Raw genomic sequence first — 17,517 nt, forward strand, 5'->3', positions numbered from 1 at the left:
CTCCCTCAGGCGCCGTAGTTGTTGTCGAGCAGTTCGAACAGTTCGTCGGCGGTGGCGGTGGCCGTGTCGGCGCCCTCCGCCCCGTCGGCGTCGCCGTCCTGTGGTCGGCGGCCGTTCCAGGCGCGCAGCAGGTCTCGCAGGCGGGCGCCGATCTCGTCGGCGTCGGGGGTGTCCGTGCCCGCGGTGGCCAGGGCGTCGGCGATGCGGTCCAGTTGGGCGAGGAGGGGCCGCTCCGGTTCGGGTGGCGCGGCCAGCCGTTGGTGGAGGTGGGCGGCGAGCGCGGCGGGCGTGGGGTGGTCGAAGACCGCGGTGGGCGGCAGCGGAACCCCGGTCGCCGCGCTGAGGCGGCTTCTGAACGTCACGGCGAGCATCGAGTCGAACCCCGCTTCGGAGAAGGGCCGTTCGGGCTCGACGGCCGCGGTGCCGGAGTGGCCGAGCAGGGCGGCGGCGTGCGTGACGACCAGGTCGAGGACGGTGCGGCGGCGGTCGGTCTCGTCCAACGGGGCCAGTTGTGCCGCGAGTTCGGCCGCGTGGTCCGTCCCGTCCTTCGCGGTCGGCCCGGCCGCGGGCGGCGGGGCGGTCACCGGCCCGGTCGCGGCGCCGGCGGCCCGGCCCGGGGTGGGCAGCCAGTAGCGCTCGTGCTGGAAGGCGTAGGTGGGCAGGGGTATGTGCGCGGTGGTGGGCGGGGGCAGCACGGTGGCCCAGTCGACGGGGGCGCCGTGCGTCCATGCCTCGGCGAGGGAGGCGAGGAGGCGGTCAGCGCCGCCGTCGTCGCGGCGTACCGTGCCGACGGCGGCTACCGGTCGCCGGGACCGCTCGGCGGTGTCGGCGACCGCGGCGGTCAGCACCGGGTGCGGGCTCATCTCGACGAACAGGTCGTGCCCGGCGGCGAGCAGGGTCTCGGTGGCGCGTGCGAACTCGACCGGTTCGCGCAGATTGCGGTACCAGTAGGCCGCGTCCAGCACGGCGCCGTCGACGACGTCGCCGGTCACGGTGGAGTACAGCGGCACGTCCGGTGTCCTCGGCCGTACTCCGGCGAGGGCGGAGCGCAGCGCGTCGCCGACGTCGGTGACCTGGGCGGAGTGGGCGGCGTAGTCGACGGGCAGCCGTCGGGCCCGTACGGTCTCGCGTGCGCAGTCGGCGAGGAGTGCCTCCAGGGCGGCGGGGTCACCCGCGACGACGACGGCCTGCGGGCCGTTGACCCCGGCCACGCCGATCCGCTCGTCGTACGGGAGCAGCATTTCCCGTACGCGTTCTTCGGGCGCCGCCAGGGAGACCATGCCGCCGCGCCCGGCGAGGCGCAGGAGTTCCCGGCTGCGCAGGGCGACGACGCGGGCGGCGTCCTCCAAGGACAGCGCCCCGGCCACGCAGGCAGCGGCGATCTCCCCCTGCGAATGCCCGAGGACCGCGGCAGGCTCCACCCCGTACGACCGCCACACCCCCGCCAACGACACCATCACCGCGAACAACACCGGCTGCACCACATCCACCCGCTCCAACGACGCAGCACCCGGCGCCCCACGCAACACATCCACCAACGACCACTCCGTAAACGGAGCCAAAGCCTCGGCACACTCACCGATCCGAGCCGCGAACACCGGCGACCCGTCCAGAAGTCCACGCGCCATCCCCGGCCACTGCGACCCCTGACCGGGAAAGACGAACACGGTCCGCGCCTCGCCCGCGCGGCCCGTGACGGCGCCGGGTGCGGGCGCCCCGTTCCCCAGCGCCGTGAGCGCGCCGAGGATCTCCGGCCGGGTGCGGCCGGTCACCGCGGCGCGGTGGCGGAACGCGGTGCGGGTGGTGGCGAGCGCGTGGGCGAGATCCGCGAGCGGCCGCTCGGGGTCGGCCTCCGCGTGCTCGCACAGGCGGCGGGCCTGCGCGCGCAGGGCGGGAGCGGAGGCCGCGGACAGGGGCAGCGCGACGGTGTCACCGGCGAGTGGTTCGGACGCGGTGGACGTGACGAGAGCGGTGGGACCGGCAGACTCGACGGGCAGCGCCGTCAAGGGAGCGTCGTCCGGCGCCTGTTCGAGCACCGCGTGCGCGTTGGTGCCGCTCATGCCGAACGACGAGACCCCGGCGCGGCGCGGGCGGCCGGTGTCGTCCCACGGCCGGGCCTCGGTCAGCAGCCGTACCGCGCCCCGGGACCAGTCCACCTTGGTGGACGGCGTGTCGACGTGGAGGGTGCGGGGCAGCAGGCCGTGGCGCAGGGCCATGACCGTCTTGATGACACCGGCGACGCCCGCGGCGGCCTGGGTGTGGCCGATGTTGGACTTCAACGAGCCGAGCCACAACGGCTGGTCCTCGGGCCGGTCCTGGCCGTAGACGGCGAGGAGGGCCTGCGCCTCGATGGGGTCGCCGAGGGTGGTGCCGGTGCCGTGCGCCTCGACGAGGTCGACGTCGCCCCCGCTCAGCCCCGCGGCGGCGAGCGCCCGGCGCAGGACGCGCTCCTGCGCGGGGCCGCTCGGGGCGGTGAGGCCGTTGCTCGCCCCGTCCTGGTTGACGGCGGAGCCCCGTACGACGGCGAGGACCGGGTGGCCCCGGCGGCGGGCCTCGGAGAGCCTTTCGACCACCACGACGCCGACGCCCTCGCCCCAGCCGGTGCCGTCGGCGGTGTCCGCGAAGGACCGGCAGCGGCCGTCGGGCGAGAGCCCGCGCTGGCGGCTGAACTCCACGAAGGCGTCGGGGGACGCCATGACGGCGGCGCCCCCGACCAGCGCGAAGGAGCACTCCCCCGCACGCAGCGCCTGCCCGGCCAGGTGGAGGGCGACCAGCGACGAGGAGCAGGCGGTCTCGACGGTGACGGCGGGGCCCTCGGTGCCGAGGGTGTAGGCGATGCGTCCGGAGGCGACACTCGTGACCGTGCCGCTGAGCAGGTGGCCCTCCACGTCGGCGGCGGGGTCCTGCGGCCCGGCGCCGTACCCCTGTCCGGCGACTCCCAGGTAGACGCCGCCCTGGCTGCCGCGCAGCGTCGTGGGGTCGAACCCCGCGCGTTCGAGGGCCTCCCACGAGGTCTCAAGGAGGAGTCGCTGCTGCGGGTCCATGGCGAGCGCCTCGCGCGGCGAGATCCCGAAGAACTCGGCGTCGAAGTCCCCGGCGCCGTCGAGGAATCCGCCGCCGCTCGTGTAGAAGGTCCCTTCGCGGGCGGGGTCGGGATCGTAGAGGGCGTCGAGCGGCCAGCCGCGGTCGTCGGGGAGCGGGCCGATCGTGTCCCGCTCGCTCGTGACGAGGTTCCACAGGTCCTCGGGGCTTCGTACTCCTCCGGGGAAACGGCAGGCCATACCGATGACGGCCAGCGGCTCGTCGGCGACAGCGGTGGTGGGCGCGGGCGAAGCGTCCTGCAACTCTGGCCCGGCACCAGTGAGTTCGCGGTGCAGGTGTGCCCCGAGCGCGGTGGCCGTGGGGTGGTCGAAGACGGTGCTGGCGGGCAGGGTGAGGCCGGTGGCGGTGGCGAGGCGGTTGCGCAGCTCGACGGCGGTGAGCGAGTCGAAGCCGATGTCGTGGAAGGACCGTCCGGCGTCGACGGCCGCCGCCGAGTCGTGCCCGAGGACGGCGGCTGCCTCGGTGCGCACGAACTCGGTGAGCGCGCGGTGCCGTTCGGCGCCGCCGGGCAGGGCGGCGAGCCGCTCGCGCCAGCGGACGACCGCGTCGGATGCCGCGTCGGGCGCCCGCCCGGAAGCCTCCTCGGACGCCGTTTCGGACATCGCATCCGACATCGCATCGGGAAGGTCGCTGAACAGAGCGCTCTCACGACCCGAGCGGAAGGCCGGGGCGAAGCGCGCCCAGTCCATGTCCGCTACGGCGATGCCGCTGTCGTCGCGCCCCAGGGCCCGCCACAGCGTGTCGAGCGCCGCCTCGGGCGCCATCGGGACCAGGCCGAGGCCACGCAGCTTCGCGCCGGTCTCCCCCTGCGCCATGCCCGCCCCGGCCCACGGCCCCCAGGCCACACAGGTCGCGGCGCGCCCTTGTGCGCGCCGCCGCTCGGCGACGGCGTCGAGGAAGGCGTTGGCGGCCGCGTAGGTGGCCTGTCCCCCGCTGCCCCAGACGGCGGAGACCGACGAGAAGAGCACGAAGGCGTCCGGGTCGTCGCCGAGCAGCGCGTCCAGATGGGCCGTTCCGCGCACCTTGGCCGCGCTCTCCTCGGTGAGCTGTGCGGTCGTGCAGTGGGCGATCCGGGTGTCGGAGGTGACACCTGCCGCGTGGAAGACGGCCCGTACGGTGTCGCCGTCGGCCGCGAGGCGGGCGAGGAGGTCCGCGAGGGCCGACCGGTCGGCGACGTCACAGGCCGCGACGGTGGTACGCGTGCCCGACGCGGTGAGTTCGCGGGCGAGTTCGGCCGCACCGGGGGCCTTTGGCCCTTGACGGCTCGTCAGGACGAGGTGGTCGGCGCCGCTTCGGGCGAGACGGCGGGCCACCCGGGCGCCGAGACCGCCGGTGCCGCCGGTGACCAGGACCGTGCCACGTACGGTCCAGGCGGAGGCGCCGTGTTCGGGCATACGGTCTTCGGCGGCCGTCGATTCCCTGACCAGGCGGCGGCCGTGGAGACCGTCCTCGCGGATGGCCACCTGGTCCTCGGCGCAGCCGCCGTCGTGCGCGCGCACGGACCCGGACAGCAGGGCGCACAGGCGCCGCAGGGCGGTGTCGTCGGGCCGTTCGGGCAGGTCCACGAGACCGCCCCAGCGCTGCGGGTGTTCCAGCGCGGCGACCCTGCCGAGCCCCCACACCTGGGCCTGTACGGGGTCGTCGGGGCCGCTGCCGTCCACGGCGACGGCACCGGTGGTGACGCACCACAGCGGCACCTCGGCGCCCGCGTCACCGAGGGCCTGGACGAGCAGGAGGGTGGCGTCGGGCCCGGTGGAAGGGGCGAGCAGCGACAGTACGCCGCTCACGCCGGACGGTACGCGCGCGGCGAGCCCGGACCGGTCGGTGCCGTCGGGGACGGCGAGGACGGCCGCCTCGGCGCCATGCTCGGTGAGCGCGCCCCGGCACGCCTCGGTGAGCGGCGCGTCGACGTCCGCCTCGGGGACGACGAGCAACCAGGTGCCGGTCAGCCGGGCGGGGGCCGGGTCGGGCAGGGGGCGCCAGGTGACGCGGTAGGTCCAGGCGTCCGTCGCGTCGGCGGTACGGGACGGGCGGGGCGCGGGCCAGTACCTGCGGCGCTGGAACGGGTAGGTGGGCAGGTCCAGCGGGGGCGCGGTGCTTGCGGTGCCTGCGCCTGTGGTGCCTGGGGTGCCCGCGGTCCAGTCGACGGGCACGCCCCGTACGTGCAGGGCGGCGAGGGCCCCGGCCAGCGACTCGGCTTCGGTGCGGCCCGCGCGCAGCAGCGGTACGGCGCGGCAGTCGTCGTCGGCGGTGCGGCACTCCTCGACGAGGCCGGACAGGGCGCCGGCGGGGCCGAGTTCGAGGCAGCTGGTGGTGTTCTCCGCGAGCAGGGCGCGGGCGCCGTCGAGGAAGCGGACGGTGCCGCGGACGTGCCGTACCCAGTACTCGGGATCGCACAGTTCCTCGGCGGTGGCGCGCTCGCCGGTGAGGTTGGAGACGACGGGGATGCGCGGCGGTGCGTACGTCATGCGCCGCGCGACCGAACGGAACGCGTCGAGCGTCGTCTCCACGCGCGCCGAGTGGAAGGCGTGGCTGACGGCGAGTTCCTTGGTGCGGCGGCCCCGTGCCCGGAAGGCCTCGGCGAGGTGCAGGACGGGCGCGCGGTCACCGGAAAGGACAGTGGAGCGCGGCCCGTTGACGGCGGCGATGGAGACGCCGTCCGTGTTGACCGGGTTGCCGCCACCGTCGACCGGGGCGCCGTTCGCGTCGGTGCGGGGGTCCGCGAGCAGCGCCCGTACCTCCGCCTCGTCGGCTTCCACGGCCACCATGGCGCCGCCGTCGGGCAGTGCGTCCATGAGGCGTCCGCGCGCGGCGACCAGGGCGCAGGCGTCCGGCAGGTCGAGGACTCCGGCCACGTGGGCGGCGGTGAGCTCGCCGATGGAGTGCCCGAGCAGTGCGTCCGGGCGTACGCCCCAGTGCTCCATGAGCCGGAACAGCGCCACTTGGAGGGCGAACAGCGCGGGCTGGGTGCAGCCGGTGCGGTCCAGGAGTGCGGCGTTCTGGGTGCCGGGGGCGGCGAACATGACGTCGCGCAGGGGCGGTTCGAGGTCCGGGGAGAGATGGGGTGCCAAGTGGGTGAGGACGTCGTCGAGCGCGTCGGCGAAGGCCGGTTCCGTGCGGTACAGCTCGGCGCCGGCGCCCGGGCGCTGGCTGCCCTGGCCGGGGAAGAGGAAGGCCGTCCGGCCGGGGGCGCCCGCGTGGCCGGTGACGAGCCGCCCGGCGGAGACCCCCTCGGCCAGGGCGTCCAGGGCGGCGAGGACCGCGTCGGGGTCGCGGCCGAGGACGGCGGCGCGGTGCTCCAGCGCGGCACGCCTCGTGGCGAGGGCGCGGGCCACGTCCGCGAGGTCACCGGTGGGGTGTTCGCCGAGATACGTGCGCAACTGGGTGGCCTGGGCGCGCAGGGCGTCCGGGGTGCGGGCGGAGAGGAGCAGCGGCACGGCTACGGCCGTGTCGGGTGCACCGTCCGATGCCGGGACCTCGGCGGGTGGCGCCTGTTCGACGACGATGTGGGCGTTGGTGCCGCTGATGCCGAACGAGGAGACCCCGGCCCGCCGCGGTTCACCCGTCTCGGGCCAGGGCGTGGGCCCGGTGAGCAGCCGTACGTCGCCCGCGGACCAGTCGATGTGCGGGTTCGGTTCGTCGGCGTGGAGGGTGCCGGGCAGTTCTCCGGCGCCGAGGGCGAGCACCATCTTCATGAGCCCGGCGACCCCGGCCGCGGCCTGGGTGTGCCCGATGTTGGACTTGACCGAGCCGAGCCACAGCGGCCTTCCGGCGGGCCGCCCGGCGTGCACGGCCTGGAGCGCCTGCGCCTCGATGGGGTCGCCGAGCACGGTGCCGGTGCCGTGCGCCTCCACGGCGTCGACCTGGTGGGGGCGCAGGCCCGCGTCGGCGAGCGCGGCGCGGACGACCGCCTGCTGGGCGGGTCCGTTCGGGGCGGTCAGGCCGTTGCTCGCGCCGTCCTGGTTGACGGCCGAGCCGCGGATCACGGCGAGCACCCGGTGGCCTGCGCGGCGGGCGTCGCTCAGCCGCTCCAGAAGCAGCACTCCGGCGCCCTCGCCCCACGCGGTGCCGTCCGCGCCCGCCCCGAACGCCTTGCACCGTCCGTCGCGGGCCAGACCGCGCTGGCGGCTGAACTCGACGAACAGGCGGGGCGTGCTCATCACCGTCGCGCCGCCCGCGAACGCCTGGTCGCAGTCGCCGCGCCGCAGCGCCTGGGCGGCGAGGTGCACGGCGACCAGCGACGATGAGCAGGCCGTGTCCACGGTGAGGGCGGGCCCCTGGAGACCGAGGACGTAGGAGATGCGGCCGGACATCACGCTGGCCGTGTTGCCGGTGAGGAGGTGTCCTTCGGACACCTCGGGATCGGCGTCCGCGAGGCCCATGTAGTCCTGGCCGTTGGTGCCGACGAACACGCCGATGCGGCGCCCGCGCAGCGCGGCCGGATCCTGCCCGGCGTGCTCCGCGGCCTCCCAGGAGGTCTCAAGGAGGAGTCGCTGCTGCGGGTCCATGGCGAGCGCCTCGCGCGGCGAGATCCCGAAGAACTCGGCGTCGAAGTCGGCGGCGCCGGACACGAACGCGCCCTGCGTGCAGTACGTGGTGCCGGTCCGGTCCGGGTCCGGGTCGTAGAGCCCGGCCGCGTCCCAGCCCCGGTCCGACGGCCAGTCGGTGACGGCGTCCCGGCCCTCGGTGAGCAGCCGCCACAGCTCGGCCGGGCGCCGTACACCGCCGGGGAACCGGCAGCCCATGCCGACGACGGCGATGGGCTCGCCGTCCCGGGCGGCGGACGTCCCGGACAGGGCCCGGGCGCCGACGGTTCCGCCCTCCCTGGCGAGTTCGCCGGGCGTACCGAGTTCGGTCAGGAGGTGGTCGGCCAGGACGGCCGGTGTGGGCCGGTCGAAGAGCACGGTCGCGGGCAGTCGTACGCCGGTGGCGGCGGCGAGGCGGTTGCGCAGTTCGACCGCCGTCAGCGAGTCGAACCCCATGTCCGTGAAGGCCCGTTCGGGGCGTACGGCGTCGGGGGCGGTGTGCCGCAGGACGGCCGCCGCGTGCGTACGTACGAGGTCGGTGACGAACCGCGCCCGTTCGGCGGCGGGCACGGCGGCGACCTGCTCGCGGAACGCCCCCTCACCAGCGCCGGTCCGGTTCTCGCCCGCGCCCTCGCCCTCGTCACGGCCGGTCAGCTCGGAGAGCAGGGTGGCGGCGCGCGGCCCCGTCGTACCGGCGAACCGGCGCCAGTCCGCGTCGGCGACCACGACGAGCCCATCGTCCTGCGACAAGGCGCGCCCGATGGCGGTGACGGCCGCCGCGGGGTCCATGGAGGCCAGGCCGCGGTCCCGCAGCCGTCCGGCGACCTCGTCGGCGAGCATGCCCTCTCCCGCGGCCCAGGCGCCCCAGGCGAGGGCCGTGCCGGGCAGCCCGTCGGCACGGCGGGAGGCGACGAGGGACTCCAGCGCGGCGTTGGCCGCCGCGTAGCCCGCCTGTCCCGCGTTGCCCACGACTCCCATGACGGAGGTGAAGACGACGAACGCCGACAGGCCGAGGTGGGCGGTCGCCTCGTGCAGCACGTCGGCGCCGGTCACCTTGGCGCGGAGCGACACGGCGAGCCGCGCGGGGGTGAGGGCGTCCAGGACACCGTCGTCGAGGACGCCCGCCGCGTGCACGACAGCGGTCAGCGGCCGGTCCTCCGGCAGTGCCCCGAGCAGTTCCGCCACCTGCTCCGGGTCGGTGACGTCGCACGCCGCCACTGTCACGGCCGCGCCCGACTCCGCGAGTTCGGCCCGCAGCGCCTCCGCGCCCGGCGCCCCCGGCCCGCGTCGGCCGACGAGGAGCAGCCGCCCGACGCCGCGTGCGGCCAGCCACCGCGCCACGTGGGAGCCGACCCCTCCGGTGCCGCCGGTGACGAGGACCGTGCCGCGCCGGAACGCCTCGTCGGGCGCGGGTGGATCGCCGTGCACCGGCGCGGGCAGCAGTCGCCGTCCGTGGACCCCGGTCGCCCGCACCGCGACCTGGTCCTCGTCGGTCACGGACGCCAGCACGGCGCACAGCCGCCGCAGCGTCCGCTCGTCCGGCTCGTGGGGAAGGTCTACCAGGCCGCCCCAGCGGTCGGGATGCTCCAGCGCGGCGCAGCGGCCGAGCCCCGCGACGGCCGCGTGCGTGCGGGCGCCCGGCCGCTCCCCGACCCCGACCGCGCCGCGCGTCACGCACCACAGCGGCGCGTCGAACCCGGCATCACCGAGCGCCTGGACCAGCGCGAGGGTGAGCGCGAGCGCGCCGGGCAGTCCGGCGTGTTCGGGATGGGGGCGGCGTTCGTCCGCGAGGAGGGAGACGACTCCGGCCACAGGGCGCCGACCGGCGGCGGTTGCCAGCGCGGCGGCCAGCGCGGCGCGGCTCTGCCCGGCCCCTTCGGCCCGTACGACGGTCAGATCGAGGCCGACCGCCTCAAGACCGCCCACGACGTCCGCGGCGGCGGCCCCGTCTTCGGGGCATACGGCCAGCCAGTGCCCGGACGGCGCAGGGGCAGGCGGCATGTCCAGCGGTCGCCAGCCCACGCGGTACCGCCAGGAGTCGACGCGCCGCTCCCGCGTCCGGCCGGCCCGCCAGGCGGTCAGCGCGGGCAGCACCTCGTCCAGGGCAGCGGGGGTCACCCTCAACGTCTCGGCGAGACGCGCCGGTTCCGCTGCCGCGAGCTCCTCCCACAGCCCGTCCGTCCCGTCGGCCGCACCGGCCGCTGTCGACGGGGTCTCCAGCCAGAACCGCTCGCGCTGGAAGGGGTAGGTGGGCAGGTCAACGCGGGTGGCACCGGTACCGTCGAAGGCGGGCGACCAGTCCACGGGGATGCCGTGGGCATGGGCCTGGCCGAGGGCCAGGAGCATGCGCTGCGAGCCGCCCTCGTCGCGGCGGAGCGTGCCGAGCACCACACCGCTCTGCCCGGCCGCCTCCAGCGTCTGCTCGACCGCCATGGTCAGCACCGGGTGCGGGCTCACCTCGATGAAGGCGCCGAAGCAGTCGGCAGCCAAGGTGCGGACGGCCTCCTCGAAACCGACGGTGCGGCGCAGGTTCGTGTACCAGTACGCGGCATCCATCTCCGAGGTGTCCAGCCACTCCCCCGTCACCGTCGACAACAACGGCACGTCACCACCGACCGGCTCGATCCCCCTCAGAGCCTCCGCCAACTCATGCTCGATCGCCTCCACATGCGCCGAGTGCGAGGCGTAGTCGACATCGATGCGGCGGGTCCGTGTCCCTTCGGCCGCACAGCTGCTCAACAACTCATCCAGGGAGTCGGAGTCACCCGACACCACCACCGCCGACGGCCCGTTGACCGCGGCCACCGACAACCGCCCACCCCAGGCGGCAAGCCGCTCCTCCACCTCGGCGGACGGCAACGCCACCGACACCATCCCGCCACGCCCCGCCAGCCGCACAATCGCCCGGCTGCGCAACGCGACGACCTTCGCCCCGTCAGCCAACGACAGACCACCGGCCACCACCGCCGCCGCGATCTCCCCCTGCGAATGCCCCACCACCGCATCAGGAACAACCCCGTACGCGCGCCACAACCGTGCCAGCGACACCATCACCGCGAACAGCACCGGCTGCACCACATCGACCCGCTCAAGCCCCTCACCCGAGCGCACCACATCCAGCAACGACCACTCCACAAACGGCGCAAGGGCCGCCTCGCACTCCCCCATCGAAGCCGCGAACCCCGCCGACTCCTCCAGGAGTTCACGGGCCATGCCCACCCACTGCGCCCCCTGCCCCGGGAACACGAACACCGTCTTTCCCGGCCCCGACGCCTTTCCCGACACCACGAACGGCGACGGTTCACCGGCCGCCAACGCCCGTACACCGGACAGCAGCTGCTCCCGGTCCCCGGCCACCACGGCCCGGTACTCGTGAAGCGCGCGGGTAACGGCCAGCGAGAGACCCACGTCCCCCAGCCGCACATCCTCACCGCACACCTCAAGCAGCCGCTCCGCCTGTCCCCGCAACGCCTCCGGCGACTTCGCCGACACCACCCACGGCACCGGCACACCCACCTCAGGAGCCTGCTCGACGACCTCCTCCGGCATCTCCTCCACGATCACGTGCGCGTTCGTCCCGCTGATCCCGAAACCGGAGATCCCGGCCCGCCGGGGCCCCTCGCCCCGCGGCCAGGGTGTGGGCTCGGTGAGCAGGCGTACGTCGCCCGTGCTCCAGTCCGCGTAAGGCGTCGGCTCGGTGATGTGCAGGGACCGGGGCAGCAGTCCGTGCCGCATCGCGAGGACCATCTTCAGCACGCCGCCGACACCGGCGGCGGCCTGGGTGTGGCCGATGTTGGACTTCAGGGAGCCCAGCCACAACGGTCGTTCCTCAGCACGCTGCTGCCCGTACGTGGCGAGCAGCGCCTGCGCCTCGATCGGGTCCCCCAGGCGGGTGCCGGTCCCGTGGGCCTCGACCGCGTCCACGTCCTTCGCCGACAGCCCCGCGTCCGCGAGCGCCGCGCGGATCACCCGCTGCTGGCTCGGCCCGTTCGGGGCCGTCAGGCCGTTGCTCGCCCCGTCCTGGTTCACCGCGCTCCCCCGCACCACCGCAAGCACCGGGTGGCCATTGCGCCGGGCCTTCGACAGCCGCTCCAGAAGCAGCACGCCCACACCCTCGGCCAGGCCGAACCCGTCGGCCTGTGCGGAGAACGCCTTGCAGCGGCCGTCGGCCGCCAGGCCGCCCTGGCTGCTGAACTCCACGAACATGCCCGGCGTCGGCATCACCGTCGCGCCGCCGGCGAGCGCGAGGGCGCACTCGCCGCGGCGCAGCGCCTGTACCGCGAGATGCAGGGCCACGAGCGACGACGAGCAGGCCGTGTCCACGGTCACGGCGGCGCCCTCCAGGCCGAGGGCGTAGGCAATGCGGCCGGAGGCGACGCTGCCGGTGTTGCCGGTGAGGAGATGGCCGTTGCCGTCCGTCGCCTCGTGCAGGCGGGGGCCGTAGTCCATGGTCATCGCCCCGATGTAGACGCCGGTGCGACTGCCGCGCAGGGTCTGCGGGTCGATCCCGGCGCGTTCGAGGGTTTCCCATGACGTTTCGAGGAGGAGCCGCTGCTGCGGGTCCATGGCGAGTGCTTCGCGGGGCGAGATGCCGAAGAACTCGGCGTCGAAGCGGTCGGCTTCGCGCAGGAATCCGGCTTCGCGCTGGTAGTGGCGGCCCGGTGCGACGTCTTCGGGGGCGCAGGCTCCCTCGGTGCTCCAGCCGCGGTTGGCGGGGAACGGTGTCACGGCGTCGGTGCCGTCCGTCAGAAGCCGCCACAGGCGCTCCGGGCTGTCGGCGCCGCCGGGGTAGCGGCAGCCCATCGCGACGATCGCCACGGGGTCGTCGTCCGGGGCCTCGGCGGGCGCGCCGCGTCCCTCGTCGCGCTCCCCGTCCGCTTGTGGGAAGGGCCGGGACGACGTACCCGTCAGTATCTCCTCCCCGAGAACCTCGGCGAGCCGCCGCGGTGTCGGGTGGTCGAAGACGGCCGTCACGGGCAGCGCCCCGGCGCCGGTGAGCGCGGCGAGGCGGTTGCGGATCTCGACCGCCGTCACGGAGTCGAGGCCGAGGCCGGTGAAGGTGGCGTCGGGGTCGACGGGCCCGGCGCCGCCGAGCACCGCGGCGACCTCCTGTCCCACGACGCCCAGCAACCGCTCGCGCCGTCCGACGGCGGTGAGGCGGGCCAGCTCGTCGCGGAGGGCGGTCCCGGGGTCCGCCGTGTCCGCGTCGTCGTCCGACTCCCGCGGGCTGGTGGGGAGTTCGGCGGGGTGTGCGTCGAGCCCTGCGAAGACGGCCGTGTGGTCCGGGGTGGCGCCGTGCGCGTACGCCTCGCCGAGCGCGGTGAGGAACTGCGTGCGACCGCCGTGACCGCGGCGCAGCGTCGCGCCGATGTGGGCGTTGACGTTCTCTTCGGTGGCGGTCGCCTGGAGGGCGGTGGTGAGGACCGGGTGCGGGCTGATCTCCACCAGAAGGCGGTGGCCGTCGCGCAGCAGGGCCGCGGTGGCTTCGTGGAAGCGGACTGTACGGCGCAGGTTGCGCGCCCAGTAGTCCGCGTCCAGGACCGGTTCCGGCAGCAGGTCGCCGGTGAGGCCGGAGTAGTACGGGAGGCCGGAGCGCAGCGGCCGGACGGCGGCCAGGTCCGCGTGGAGACGCGGCACGATGGCGTCGATGTGCGGGGAGTGCGCGGCGAGTCCGACGGCGATGCGGCGCGCGTGGACGCCCTCGGCGGTGAGCCGGGCGACGAGATCCGTGGCGGCCGCGGTGTCACCCGACACGATCACCGAGCCGGGGCCGTTGACGGCGGCTACTCCCAACTGCCCGTGGTACGCGCCGAGTAGGGCCGTGACGTCGGCGAGCGGAGCCATGACGGAGACCATCTCCCCGAGCCCGGACAGGGTGGCCTGCGCCTGGCTCCACCGGGCGACGACGCGGGCGCTGTCGTCCAGGGAGAGCGCGCCGCTGACGGCGGCGGCGGAGATCTCGCCGCAGCTGTGGCCGAGGACCGCGGACGGCTCCACGCCGTGGTCGCGCCAGTGACCGGACAGGGCGACTCCCACGGCGAACAGGGCAGGCTGCACGATGTCGGGGCGCCCCAGGGCGGGTGCGCCGTCGGCGCCGCGCAGCACGTCCATGAGCGACCAGTCGACGAAGGGCTCCAGCGCCTGTGCGCAGTCGTCCATGCGATTCCTGAACTCCGGTGCCGTTACGAGGAGTTCGGCGGCCATGCCGGGCCACTGGGAGCCCTGCCCGGGGAAGACGAAGGCGACGTCGGTGCCGGTCCCGCCGGGCCCCTCGATGAGGCCCGGAGTGCGGCGCCCCCGGGCGAGGGCGTCGAGGCCGTCCAGGAACTCCTCGCGCCCCCGGGCCACGAGGGCGACGCGCCGTCCCCGGGTGGTCGTGGCGCGCGCGAGGGCGAGCCCGATGTCCGCCGGGCTCCACCGGGGCAGGGCGCGCAGGTGGTCGCGCAGCCGTCGCGCCTGCGCCGCGAGGGCGCCCCTGCTGTCGCCGGACAGCACCCACAGGAGGGGGGTCCCGGCAGTGGAATCGGGCAGGTTCACGCCATGGCTCCTCAGCACGCACAGGGGGCAGGTGGCAGGGACGCGGGGCAGGGGGCGGGCCCGTGTCAGTGGAGGTGGGTCTTCGGAGTACGGGTCGGAGTACAGGACTGTCAGTACAGGCCCTCGACGGCGGTGCTGACGGTCTGGAGCGGACGCACGTCGGCCACGCCGTCGCAGGGCCACTCGGCGTCGATGTGACGCGCCGCCTGGTCGCGTTCGAGGATGTTGGGCAGGAAGAGGTCGTCGTGCAGGACGGTGAGGCGGACCTGGCCGGTCGCGCCGGGCGGGACGACCGCGCGCCAGTCGTCCTTGCGCACCACGGCCATGGTCACCTGCGGATAGTTCGGCATGTACGGGATCGGGCCGCCGCTCTCCGCTACGCCGAGGAAGGCGGCGTTGCCGAAGGTGTTGCCGTAACTGATGCCGCAGATCCCGCCGTCGAGAGCGGTGCGGAAGTCACGGTGCATCGCGGTGTTGATCTGGGTGCCGCTCAGGCGCGCCCCGGCGAGGGCCGCGACGCGCTCGGGCGAGTGCCCGCACAGCGCCGCGAAGAGGGCGGGGGTGGTGTTGAGGTAGTCGATGCCGCCCTGGTCGAGGGCGTCGGTGATCTGGTCGAGGAGGTGCCCGGTATAGCGCTCGACATCGGCCGGGCGGCCTTCGCGGATGAGTCGCTTGACCCAGCGCGGGTCCATGTCGATGGCGTACACCAGGCCCGCGTACAGGTCGGCGGCCTCCCAGGCGCCGTGCCCGATGAGGTGCGGTCCGGTGGGGGTCGCCTGGAGCCAGCCGCGGCCGGGCGCGAACCCTTCGTGGACGAAGGACCAGCGGCGCCAGACGGCGCGGTGCCGGAGCATGGCCGGGGTGTAGAAGACGCGGCAGGGCCTGCCGGTGGTGCCGCCCGTGTCCCAGACGCGGCCGGCGAGCGGCCGCCGCAGGGCGCGCGGCACCAGGTCCGCCGGATCCACGCCGCGCAGGTCGTCGAGCGGGAACGGGCCGAAGGCGGTGAGCTCTTCGTAGCGTGTGATGTCGAGCGGGTCGAAGTCGAGCAGCTCGCGGCGGCTCAGCCAATACGGGCTTCCGTCGACGGCGTCGAAGGTGCGCCGCACGACTCTGCGGGTCCATTCATCGATGTCGATACCGAGCCACTTCACGACGAGTACGTCGGGATCGGTGGCGTCTTCTTCTTCAGGACCCGCCGCGCGGTCGGTGCGCCACATATCAGCGATTCCAGGTGACGGGGTCGTCCTGGGAGATCCTGATGCCGAGATCATAGGCGGTACTGACGGCGAGTTGAATATTCTCGGGATTCTCCACATGAACGACGGGGAACGGGAAGGAGAGAATCCCTTCGGGAATCGCTGGTCCCATGACGAGGCCGAGTCGGACGTCGTGGCTCCGCATTCCTTCGTAGATGTCGACGAGGCTGATGGGGTCGGTGGGGTTCCGCTCGAACATGTCACGCACTTCGTCCGCCGTTTTCAGCTCTCCGCGCTCCAGACAGGAGAGCAGAGGAATGCGTGGCGCGGTGAACGGCATCTTCGCCACATGGGGCGCGATGAAGTCCCGGAAGGGCGCCCGCAGCGGCGAGTGCACGGCGATGGTCCGGCCGGGCAGCGGCACGATGGCGCCGGGGGCGGACTCGGCGGCCAGGCGCTCGATCACCGCGAGGTGTCCTGCGAGCATGACGATGCGCTGGGACCCGTCCGCGACGGGTCCGAAGTCGCCGGCGAGGTGGACGTCCGCGACCCCTTGCCACGGTGGTGGCGACTGCGCGTCCCCGGTCTGCAGAAAGGCGAGGGCAACGCCCTCCTCGGGGGCATCGGGGCGGGGTTCCGGGGCGTCGGCCGCACGGGCCAGCATCGTGAACAGCGACCGGCGGTCCAGGGCCCCGGCCAGACAGCCGGCCGTCATCGCGCCCAGGCTCAGTCCGCCGAGCACGTCCGGGCGCAGGCCCGCCTCCGCCAGCAGGTCGTGCACGGCGATGGCGAGCGCCGCTTCACGTATCGTGCCCGCGCTCTGCCGCCGCTCCCGCCCCGAAGGCAGCTCGCCCCGCAGGATCTGTTCCGCCGTCAGACCGGTCCACCCGGATATCTCCGCGTAAAGCTGCCGGACGAGTGGTGATGACTCGTACAGTTCGATCCCGTGCGGCTCGACCCCGACGCCACCGCCGAACAAATACCCCAGGGGCATGCTTACTCCTGTCACACTTTCAGGAACTTCTTTCCGCGCGACAACGAACTCAGCGCTGAGCCCGAATCACCGGCGATGATCTCCAGCACTTCGACGAAATAGACCCACGACAGTCGGCGCCACGGCACACAGGACCGACTCGCGAACGTTGAGGAATGAATACTGGTCGAGCCGATCGAGCGGCGGAATGAGGGCGTAGAGAAGTACGGGAATGAACTTCGGCGAGCCTAACACCGGGGCCGCGAGCACAAAATGGCGCCTTCCCGGATCCAGCCATTGCTTACGCGCCCCCGGCCTCCGCCGGGGAAAGGCACAAACAGGCCAGCACCGAACACCCCGCACGCCTCATCAAGCAAAACGCTTCGCACGCCCCGATACGCGCTCCCCCATGCCCGCAGCGGTCCTCTCCGCGGCACTCTCCCGGCTTCCGTCCATGGCCCGGAACACGCCAGCGGCGCATGCCACACGCGGTTGCCATGCGGGCAGGACACCACAGCAGCCACACGCGCTCCCGCGCGACCGGCCACTGGAGGTGGCGCAAAGCTTCGGTCGAGGGCCCGGATCGAGACTTCGCACGCGCGCACGCTTGCGAACGGGGGACCGTCTGCGGTTACCCGCACGGCCTCACGGAGTTGGCGCGTTCACGGCCCGTCCGACCCGCCCGCGTTCCCGGAGTCAGTCGGAGTGGTGCCGCTGGTAGCGCCGGCGCGACGTCGCGGCGCCGCCCATCACCGTCCTGACGACGTCATGGGCAAGGGTGTCGCTCACGGGGGCGTGACCGAAGAGAACCCGGTGGTAGGTCGTGTCGGCGAGCACATCGAGGAACAGGTCGATGTCCGCGTCGGGGCGGATGTCGCCACGTTCGATGCCGCGGCGCAGAGCCGCCTCGGTGGTCGCCCTGCGGGGATGGAAGATCGTCTCGGTGAAGGTGCGGTCGCCCTGGCCCTGCTCGGCGCGGTCGCGGGGATCCTCGCGCTGCGGTCGGTGACACCCGCGGGCACGCTCACCGTGCGGGCCGGGGTGCCGACAGGTGTGGTGCCGCGCTTCCTGCTCTGCGGGGCGTACTTCGGCAGTGAGGTGTTCCTGCCGCTCGGCCTCGTCCGGCAGGCTCTCAGCGGCCTGGGCGGCGCCGCGGTCTCGCCGGCCGACGCCCACGGGTCGT

Annotated in this window: 3 protein-coding genes and 1 pseudogene; all 4 read right to left on the reverse strand. The window is 74.2% G+C overall.

Annotated features, from left to right (window positions below; genetic code table 11):
• Window positions 1-5 precede the first annotated feature (5 nt).
• On the reverse strand, window positions 6-14,165 hold the full coding sequence (locus AC07DI_RS14555) for a type I polyketide synthase (RefSeq protein WP_478904670.1): 14,160 nt from the start codon (window positions 14,163-14,165) through the stop codon (window positions 6-8).
• A gap of 110 nt (window positions 14,166-14,275) precedes the next feature.
• Window positions 14,276-15,382 carry an arylcarboxylate reductase gene (locus AC07DI_RS14560; protein ID WP_478904671.1) on the reverse strand — a complete coding sequence of 369 codons (1,107 nt, stop codon included), beginning with the start codon at window positions 15,380-15,382 and terminating at the stop codon, window positions 14,276-14,278.
• 1 nt (window position 15,383) lies between these two features.
• Window positions 15,384-16,355 carry an ACP S-malonyltransferase gene (locus AC07DI_RS14565; RefSeq protein ID WP_478904672.1) on the reverse strand — a complete coding sequence of 324 codons (972 nt, stop codon included), beginning with the start codon at window positions 16,353-16,355 and terminating at the stop codon, window positions 15,384-15,386.
• Window positions 16,356-17,144: 789 nt separating this feature from the next.
• Window positions 17,145-17,510: pseudogene (locus tag AC07DI_RS14570) on the reverse strand (TetR-like C-terminal domain-containing protein); the annotation flags it as partial.
• Between the last annotated feature and the right edge of the window lie 7 nt (window positions 17,511-17,517).

The sequence above is a fragment of the Streptomyces sp. NPDC044106 genome (assembly GCF_056433985.1).

Excerpts from the sequence above, each read along its gene's own strand:
- AC07DI_RS14560 (WP_478904671.1), bottom strand. The coding sequence starts at position 15,382 with ATGTGGCGCACCGACCGCGCGGCGGGTCCTGAAGAAGAAGACGCCACC.
- AC07DI_RS14565 (WP_478904672.1), bottom strand. The coding sequence starts at position 16,355 with ATGCCCCTGGGGTATTTGTTCGGCGGTGGCGTCGGGGTCGAGCCGCAC.